Here is an 8,760-nt window from a genome sequence, read left to right on the forward strand (position 1 = left end):
CGTTCCTAAAGCTAAAGACAGCTACTACCAAAAGAAAAAGAAACACAAACTATTTTGTAAACGAGCAGGTATAGAACCAACAATAGGACATCTTAAAGCAGACCACCGATTATCTCGCAACTTTTATAAAGGTGTGAAAGGAGATGCTATCAATGTATTATTAGCTGCGGCAGCATATAACTTCAAAAGAGCTATGAGAGCTCTTTTGTGCCTTATAAAAAGAATCAGCATAAAGCTTGTCAGTACAAACTTTATGCTGAAATATAGTTTTTAAGGGACGACTATTTAACATATTAATTACTTCATAAGATCATCTAATGCTGCAGCTGAATCTTTTAATGAGAAAATCAAAGGTTTCAGAGCATCACTAATGGGTATCGTTGATGAAAAATTCTTTCTGTATAGACTTGCAAAGATTTTTATGCTTATCTCCACTAAATTTCCATTGAGCCAATCTATCTGACTATAGGGTATCATTTGATGACTCTTAATATTGGCGATGCCAAGTGAAATGCAATTATGAGAAATACGGATGAAAACAACATAAACTTTGCCAATAACAACAAATTAGCGACGAATTATGTTGGCAATTTTATAAAAACAAAAAGCCTAACTGCTCATTTCTAAGCAGTTAGGACTCTGTGTGGTGCGCCTGATAGGACTCGAACCTACACGTCGCGAAACACTAGATCCTAAGTCTAGCGCGTCTACCAATTTCGCCACAGGCGCATTCTTATATTTTGTGCAAAGGTATATACTTTAAGTTAAACTACCAAAAGTTTTAAAGTATTTTTGTAGTATTATTTTCATTTGTTCTCTATTATGATATAGCTATTTTTCGTGCATATTCTATTATGGTATCTTTGCCTTTTTGTAAATCTAAGATATTAATATTTACTTTATAATCAGGCTCTATGCCAAATTCTGTTGTTATTTTATTACGGTCAAATATAGGAGCAGCAGAGAAGCGAATACCCCATCCATTAGGGAGTTCTGAAGAAAAAGGCAAGCCAGCTCCACCACCTGTACGATCACCAACAATAATCGCATTTTTAATGCATTTCATATATTTTACAAACTCATTAGCAGCAGAGTATACACTACGATTGGTAAGTATTATAACAGTTTTTTGCCATCGTATACCTTTGCTTGGTTTAAGGATTTGTTTTTCTAATATAGAAAAGTCTGTATGTCCCGGTCCTGTTTTATGTTGCATATATCCAACTAATATATCTTTATTTGTAAAACGTGCTGCGAGCTGTTCGGCTGCAGTAATATTACCACCACCATTATTACGAAGATCAATTATTAGTGCATGGGTTGGTTGCATATATAGTAAAATTTCATCTAAGTTTCCTGCGCCAAAGGTTGTTTGAAATGTAGAGCATCGTAAGTATCCTATATTATCATTAAGGATAGTGTATGACATTCCGTTAACTATACGATAATTATGTCCAAGGTATTTACGTTCTAATGACTTATAAAAATTTTGTGGATATTCCTCATACCATGACCAATAGCGACCTATATTGAAAGAAGAGTAGAGATTAACATGTCCATCTTTTAGTTCTGATAGCATATTTGTCATAACTTCAAACAGCTGCCCATTAGTCATCTCTTCATTAATCTGTTTTATATACTTTGTATGTATTTTATTCCAATCTATTTGTTTTTCTTGAAAAAAACAATAATGTTCATCTATAATTTTCCATAAAGCTTCAAAGTTACCGTGTGCATTATTATTATATATATCATTTCTAACACATGCTGTAAGTGTAAGTATGCTTATTAAAAAAAAAGAAGATAATATTTTTGTATGTTTCATTATGGTATTATTTTTACAAGATTAAATTTTTTCACTAATCCTATTATAAACAAATTACTCCACGAATGATACTTTAAACCATTTAGTTTTGTTTGTTGGATATCAAGAGCATATCCTAAGCGTATAGTAGTATGATGAATAGTATAATCAGCGCTAATATATTGGCGTGTAGACGGAGTAGAGATGAGAGTAGTAAATACTATATTATTATCATAATTTTTTTTTGAAAATATTTCATAATAACTCTGTCCATAATTTGGTGTAAAGGCTAATCCTATAATTGAAGTTTGTCCCTCGTATCGTAAAAGTATAGGATGTCCTTTTATATGAAGCAGGTAATTTATAATGATATTAGGTGCTATATTAACATTAATGTATGCTTGTGCAGGGTTATTGCTATTACGGATATTATATAAAGCTCCCAAGTTGGTATCTATTCCACCACCAATCTTCATTGTTAATTTACCTTTTCCTATAGTAAAATCTAATAGTTTATAGTGTATATTGTATTGAAAATTATACCAACTACCAAGTTCGCTATTAACATTAGTTCTATTATGTAAATATAAAAAATGGATTTGGTGTACTAATTCTCTTGATATATTACTTCCATTATCACGTTCTGTTAGTGAGAAGTATCGAAACTCTTTGCCATTATATTCTTCTGGTGATAAATAAGTATCTAACACATTTACCTTACCAATACCAATCATTTTAGAATTGGTGATAATCTTATTATTGTATAAAGAGTCTTGTGCAAAAACATGAATATTCATTAATAGTATTATAGTTAATAACCATAATCTTCTTGTTATAAGATTATTCTGCATCATCTTTATTAATATTATCGAATAAATTAAGCTGTCCAGCAATTTCATCAATTATTTCTTGTTTACTTTTTCCTGCATCAGGATCAAGATTTTCTACAGAAAGATGAGTATGTGTTGCATTGTTTTTATTGTTATTTTCTTCATTTAAGAAGCGTAAGGGTGTTAATTCTTTTATACTTTCCACGTTCAAAGTAGTTATACGTTTTCCTTTAGCTTTAAATCCTTTTATTCCAACAAATTGTTCTGCATCTATTTCTTGAGTGCCTTTAATAGCATCATCTCCACCATAAGTAATTTGAATGCGAGGATAAGCAGTATCTGTAAGTAATACTAATTTACTATTATTATTACCTATAAAACTTTGTTTTCGTTTATTGCTTTCCATTTGAAAGCGCTTTAAATATGGATAACCTTTATTGTCTGCGTCAAAAATAACAGCAGTCCAGATTTTATCTGCGTCAAATTTCTCTATTTTTGCTATATTATCCTCATAATGGTTAGTAGCTTCAAAGGATGAAACATAGAAATAGCCATCATTAAGTATTATTAGAATCTGGTCTTGATCATTAAACTCTCCTATGTAGTTACCATGCTCTTCATAATTAATGCGATTAACATCAGGATCAAACCATACTTTTCTGCCTCCTAAAGTAGAGTGTCCATGACTTTTTAAAGATATGCGGTGTACGCTTTCTTTTGTGAGAATATTTCCTTTGGCATCACGTCCCTTAATTGCTATTTGTGAAAAGTCACGTTCTAAGAAGATATTTTGTTTCTTTTTATCAAAGTTTGGATTTAGCGTTACTTTTATAACTTCTGCTTCACCATTAGCATTGGCAGTGAAGTAAACTACGCGTGAACCAGGTGTTCCTGTTGTGATGTCATACTCTTTGTCTCGTGTTATAGATGTAACATTAAATCGTTTTATATAGTAAATTCCTGTTTTACCATCTTTGTAAACAGTATTATAAATAGTGCGTTTATCATTCTTTTTAAATACTTGGAGATGCAATATGTTTTTACCAACAAATACTTTATCAGCTACACGGATAACTTTATATTTTCCGTCTCGATAAAAAATAATAATGTCATCGAGGTCAGAGCAGTTTTGAACAAATTCAGATTTCTTTAATCCTGTTCCTATAAATCCACTTGAGCGGTCTATGTATAGTTTTTCATTAGCATCTACTACTTTAGAAGCGATAATGGTGTCAAAGTTTTTTATCTCTGTTTTACGAATATGTTCTTTGCCGTATTTACCTTTTAAATGCTTAAACCATTCTATGGTAACACGTGTCATTTCGCTTAGATCTTTATCTATTTCTGCTATTTCTGCTTTTATTTTAATAATAACGTCATCAGCTTTATCTTTATTAAATTTTAAGATGCGTTGCATCTTTATTTCTAATAAATGAATAATATCCTCACGTGTAACTTCACGTATAAAGTGCTTTTTAAATGGTTCTATTTTAGAATCAACGAAAGCAACGACTTCTTTGAGATCTTTAGCGGTTTCAAATTTATGTTCTTTATATATTCGTTCTTCTATAAAAATACGTTCTAAAGAATTATAAAAAAGCTGTTCTTCTAATTCATGTTTGCGTATTTCTAATTCTTGTTTCAAAAGTTCCCTTGTATGATCTACTGAATGTTTTAGAACGTCTGATATGGTGAGAAAATGAGGTTTGTTATTTTCTATTACACAGCAATTGGGTGAAATACTTATTTCACAATCGGTAAAAGCATATAGTGCGTCAATAGTCTTGTCGCTAGAGGTGTTAGGAGAAAGATGCAGATGTATTTCTACTTCTGAAGCTGTCATATCTTCTACCTTACGAATTTTTATTTTACCTTTTTCTATTGCTTTTGTTATTGATTCTTGTATGGAACTGGCCGTTTTGGTGAAAGGTACTTCACGAATGACAAGTGTTTTGTGGTCGAGCTTTTCTATTTTTGCTCTTATCTTTAAAGTGCCTCCACGTTGTCCATTATTATATTTAGAAACATCAATACTTCCCCCTGTAGCAAAGTCGGGATAAATACTAAAATCTTTACCTTTAAGATATGAAATTGCAGCAGAGCATATTTCGTTTAAGTTATGAGGAAGTATTTTTGAAGATAAACCTACAGCTATACCTTCAGCTCCTTGTGCTAAAAGTAATGGAAATTTTACAGGTAGTGTGATAGGTTCTTTGTTACGTCCATCGTAAGACTGTTGCCAATTAGTTGTTTTAGGATTAAAAACTGTCTCGAGAGCAAATTTAGATAAACGGGCTTCTATGTATCGTGGAGCAGCAGCACGATCTCCTGTAAGAATATTCCCCCAATTACCTTGTGTGTCTATAAGCAAGTCTTTTTGTCCCAATTGCACTAAAGCATCGCCTATAGAAGCATCTCCATGTGGGTGAAACTGCATGGTATGACCAACAATATTTGCTACCTTGTTATATCTTCCATCATCCATACGCTTCATAGAGTGTAAGATGCGTCGTTGAACAGGCTTTAATCCATCTTCAATATTGGGTACAGCTCGCTCTAAGATGACATAGCTTGCATAATCTAAGAACCAGTTTTTATACATTCCTGATAGGTGATGTACAGCAGATGCATCAAACCTATCGGTTGGATTATAATTGGAGTGTCTTTTACATTCTGCCTCTTCAGCTCCTATATACTCTAAGTTAGAGTCTTTTATCTCATCGTCCATATATGCTTAAAAGTTGAAATTCAGCTTTTTTGTTAACTTTCTTATTTTGCAAATTTAAGAAAAAAAGAGCATAAAAACAAACTAAGAAGAATATGATATAATATTGATATAACGATTTTGTTTTAGCTCAGAATAAAAAAAACGAAAAAAATTTTGATAGTTTATAGAAAAAACTTATCTTTGCACTCGGTTTAGCCGCAATGGTGGAATTGGTAGACACGAGGGACTTAAAATCCCTTGGCCAGAAATGGCTGTGCGGGTTCGAGTCCCGCTCGCGGCACTAACCTTTTAATTTTCTTTGTAGATGAAACGAATAGCATTTTTATTTTTCACTGTATTGCTGTTGGTTTCTTGCGGTACCAAAAGTGGCTACTTCAAGATAAAAGGTCGTTTCCTACATATTAATTCTGGTGAGCTTTATGTTTATAGTCCTGATGGTGGGATAGAAGGTCTTGATACTATAAAAATAGAAGCAGGACGCTTTGCATATGAAATACCATGTAATAAGCCTTCTACCTTAATAATTATATTTCCAAACTTTTCTACTCAGCCTGTTTTTGCAGAAGAAGGGAAATCTGTAGAAATAAAAGCAGATGCTTCTCATCTGAAGGAGATGGATGTAAGTGGTACTAAGTCAAATGAGTTAATGACAAAGTTTCGTAAACAAATAGCATCATCATCACCCCCTGAGATTTTAAAATATGTAGTACAATTTGTGAAAGATTACCCAGAGTCTATAGTTAGTGTTTATCTTGTCAGGAAATATTTTATCACAACAGAGGAACCAGATTATAAAAAAGCCTTGACATTGGTGGATTTGATGCTTAGAAATCAACCTAATAATATTACTTTAATAGGTTTGAAGCAAATGTTATTAGCTCAGAAAGAAATAATTTTAAGGAATGCTATACCTTACTTTAAAGAGCATGATATAAGCGGAAATGTGGTTACAAATGCAGATTTGAAAGGGAAAACTGCAATTGTGAATGTTTGGGCTTCATGGAGCTTTGAAAGTATGGATCTTCAGAGGGTTATTAACGAAGCTGTAAAAAAACATAAGGTAAAAGCTATTGGAATTTGTGTAGATCCTGATGCAAAGGTTTGCAAACAAATACTTAAAACAGATGGAATACAGTTTTCAAACATATGTGATGGTAATATGCTTGAAACAAAACTACTTAAGATTTTTAATCTAAGTAATATACCTGGAAATGTAATTATTCGTAATGGACGTATTGTTGAACGTGATATAACGGCAAATACCATCCGACAACGTTTATCAGAAAATAAACTTTAAATGCTTGTAAAAACTTTTTGTGCAGCTGTAAATGGTATGGAAGTTACAACCGTAACAGTTGAAGTAAGTATTACTCGTGGTGTGTTATTTCATCTTACAGGGCTTGCCGATGCAGCAGTGAAAGAGAGTCATGACCGGATTGCTGCTGCTTTATTAAATAATGGTTATAAATTTCCAGTTGCTGATATTACGGCAAATCTTGCTCCTGCTGATATTAAGAAAGAAGGAGCAAGCTTTGATTTACCATTAGCTATTGCGTTATTAGCAGCTAATAATAAGATAAAGTGTGATAAGCTATCAGAGTATATGCTTGTTGGAGAACTTAGTCTTGATGGTCTATTACAGCCTGTGAAGGGTATTTTACCTATAGCAATTAAGGCAAGAAAGCAAAAATTTAAAGGTATTATAGTGCCTAAAGCAAATGAAAGGGAAGCAGCTGTAGTTGATACACTTGAAGTATATGGTATGGATAATATCTTAGAAGTTATCAATTTTCTTAATGATACGTCATCTCCAGACCCTTGTATAGTAGATACACGTAAAGAGTTTTATGAACATCAATATGAATTTGAACTTGATTTTGCAGACGTACGAGGGCAAGAAAATGTAAAACGCGCTTTAGAAGTTGCTGCAGCTGGAGGGCATAATCTTATCATGATAGGTCCACCAGGTAGTGGAAAAAGTATGATGGCGAAGCGTTTGCCATCTATCTTACCACCATTATCATTGTCAGAGAGTCTTGAAACAACGCAAATACATTCAATAGCAGGTAAATTGCAGCGTAATAGTGGATTAATAACTCAGCGTCCTTTCAGAAGTCCGCATCACACTATTTCAGAAGCAGCTTTGGTAGGTGGTGGTACTAATCCTATGCCAGGGGAGATTACGTTATCACATCATGGTGTTTTGTTTTGCGACGAATTACCAGAGTTTTCTAAACATACTTTAGAGGTATTACGCCAGCCTTTGGAGGATAGAATTATAACAATCTCGCGAGCAAAGTATACTGTTACTTACCCATGCAGCTTTATGTTTGTGGCAAGTATGAACCCTTGTCCATGTGGATATTATGGAGATCCTACTCATCATTGTGTTTGCTCGCCCGGACAGATACAAAAATATTTAGCAAAAATATCTGGACCACTGCTTGATCGCATTGATATACAATGTGAAATAGCTCCTATTCCTTTTAAAGATATTTCACAAGCAAAACAAGGTGAACCGAGTAAGACTATTAGAGAAAGAGTTATTTTAGCACGAGAGATGCAGACAGAGCGTTTTAAGGACTATTCGCATATCCATTGTAATGCTCAAATGTCAGAGCGTATGATACATGAATTTGCTGAGCCTGATGAGGAATCGTTAGATTTATTGCGTGTTGCTATGGAACATCTTAAGTTATCTGCCCGTGCTTATAATAGGATATTAAAAGTAGCGAGAACTATAGCAGATCTTGACAGTAGTCCTAAAGTAAAAACGCAGCATATAGCAGAGGCTATAGGTTATCGCAGTTTAGATCGTGGTGATTGGGCTGAAAGAGGAGTATAATACTTATAAACAAAAATAAATCCCTAAGTTTTTTATCTTAGGGATTTATTTTTTTTTGTTATTTTATTTTGAAATGCCATTCTATGTTTTTTCTTTCATTTCATTATTATTTACCCCAGTTCGGGTTAAGTCGTCTATATTTTGATAAGTTAGGAGTATTATTCCTTGTTAGAATCATGTGCACGATAATACATCCCACTCTATCATGAATGGGATATGATTTAGCCCAAGTTTAACCGGCAAAATTATTTTTCATAAATTTTCGGGATATTTTGTTTAGTATTAATTTGATAAATGATTGATAATCAAGTGTAGGGTATTGTAACGAGGGGCAAAAACCGATTTGTAGGACACAGTCATATCAAAATTATTTTGTTACTTTGCACTCATGCACGCAAATGTACAGACACGATTCAATCCTGCCACAGGCGACATGGCTCCTTATTATCGCATCAAGGAGTCATATCGTGACGTGCAGGGTCATGTACATTCGCTAATTTTGTTGAACATCGGGTTCGAACCTTCACTTACTGCTGTAGAGGTTCGAAAAATT

Annotated in this window: 7 protein-coding genes and 2 tRNA genes; 4 read left to right on the forward strand and 5 right to left on the reverse strand. The window is 33.2% G+C overall.

The window, feature by feature from the left end; genetic code table 11:
- On the forward strand, positions 1 to 274 hold a 274-nt coding region (locus F596_RS0110130; protein WP_019036815.1), incomplete at its 5' end, for a transposase.
- A 23-nt stretch (positions 275 to 297) separates the two neighbouring features.
- Here the strand turns inward: F596_RS0110130 and F596_RS11945 are convergent.
- The 5 genes from F596_RS11945 to F596_RS0110155 form a co-directional block, all read right to left on the reverse strand.
- Positions 298 to 477, reverse strand: a complete 180-nt coding sequence (locus F596_RS11945; protein ID WP_019036863.1) for a hypothetical protein — start codon at positions 475 to 477, stop codon at positions 298 to 300.
- 167 nt (positions 478 to 644) lie between these two features.
- A tRNA-Leu gene (locus tag F596_RS0110140) sits at positions 645 to 729 on the reverse strand.
- A gap of 91 nt (positions 730 to 820) precedes the next feature.
- On the reverse strand, positions 821 to 1,825 hold the full coding sequence (locus F596_RS0110145) for a S41 family peptidase (protein ID WP_019036864.1): 1,005 nt from the start codon (positions 1,823 to 1,825) through the stop codon (positions 821 to 823).
- Positions 1,825 to 2,658, reverse strand: a complete 834-nt coding sequence (locus F596_RS0110150; RefSeq protein ID WP_019036865.1) for a DUF3316 domain-containing protein — start codon at positions 2,656 to 2,658, stop codon at positions 1,825 to 1,827. The genes F596_RS0110145 and F596_RS0110150 overlap by 1 nt, the downstream gene beginning before the upstream one ends.
- Positions 2,645 to 5,362 (reverse strand): DNA gyrase/topoisomerase IV subunit A, encoded by a 2,718-nt coding sequence (locus F596_RS0110155; RefSeq protein WP_019036866.1) that lies wholly within the window; start codon positions 5,360 to 5,362, stop codon positions 2,645 to 2,647. The genes F596_RS0110150 and F596_RS0110155 overlap by 14 nt, the downstream gene beginning before the upstream one ends.
- A 194-nt stretch (positions 5,363 to 5,556) precedes the next feature.
- On the opposite strand from F596_RS0110155, the gene F596_RS0110160 reads away from it, so the two are divergent.
- From F596_RS0110160 to F596_RS0110170, 3 genes are all read left to right on the forward strand, one after another.
- Positions 5,557 to 5,642 (forward strand) — tRNA-Leu (locus F596_RS0110160).
- 24 nt (positions 5,643 to 5,666) lie between these two features.
- Positions 5,667 to 6,659 (forward strand): TlpA disulfide reductase family protein, encoded by a 993-nt coding sequence (locus tag F596_RS0110165; RefSeq protein ID WP_019036867.1) that lies wholly within the window; start codon positions 5,667 to 5,669, stop codon positions 6,657 to 6,659.
- Positions 6,660 to 8,207, forward strand: a complete 1,548-nt coding sequence (locus tag F596_RS0110170) for a YifB family Mg chelatase-like AAA ATPase (protein WP_008450709.1) — start codon at positions 6,660 to 6,662, stop codon at positions 8,205 to 8,207.
- Positions 8,208 to 8,760: the final 553 nt, after the last annotated feature.

It is taken from the genome of Prevotella amnii DSM 23384 = JCM 14753 (assembly GCF_000378745.1).
Lineage (GTDB): Bacteria > Bacteroidota > Bacteroidia > Bacteroidales > Bacteroidaceae > Prevotella > Prevotella amnii.

Bases quoted from the DNA above. Each gene is read 5' to 3' on its own strand.
- F596_RS11945 (WP_019036863.1), bottom strand. From the start codon at position 477: ATGATACCCTATAGTCAGATAGATTGGCTCAATGGAAATTTAGTGGAG.
- F596_RS0110145 (WP_019036864.1), bottom strand. From the start codon at position 1,825: ATGAAACATACAAAAATATTATCTTCTTTTTTTTTAATAAGCATACTT.
- F596_RS0110150 (WP_019036865.1), bottom strand. From the start codon at position 2,658: ATGATGCAGAATAATCTTATAACAAGAAGATTATGGTTATTAACTATA.
- F596_RS0110155 (WP_019036866.1), bottom strand. From the start codon at position 5,362: ATGGACGATGAGATAAAAGACTCTAACTTAGAGTATATAGGAGCTGAA.
- F596_RS0110165 (WP_019036867.1), top strand. From the start codon at position 5,667: ATGAAACGAATAGCATTTTTATTTTTCACTGTATTGCTGTTGGTTTCT.
- F596_RS0110170 (WP_008450709.1), top strand. From the start codon at position 6,660: ATGCTTGTAAAAACTTTTTGTGCAGCTGTAAATGGTATGGAAGTTACA.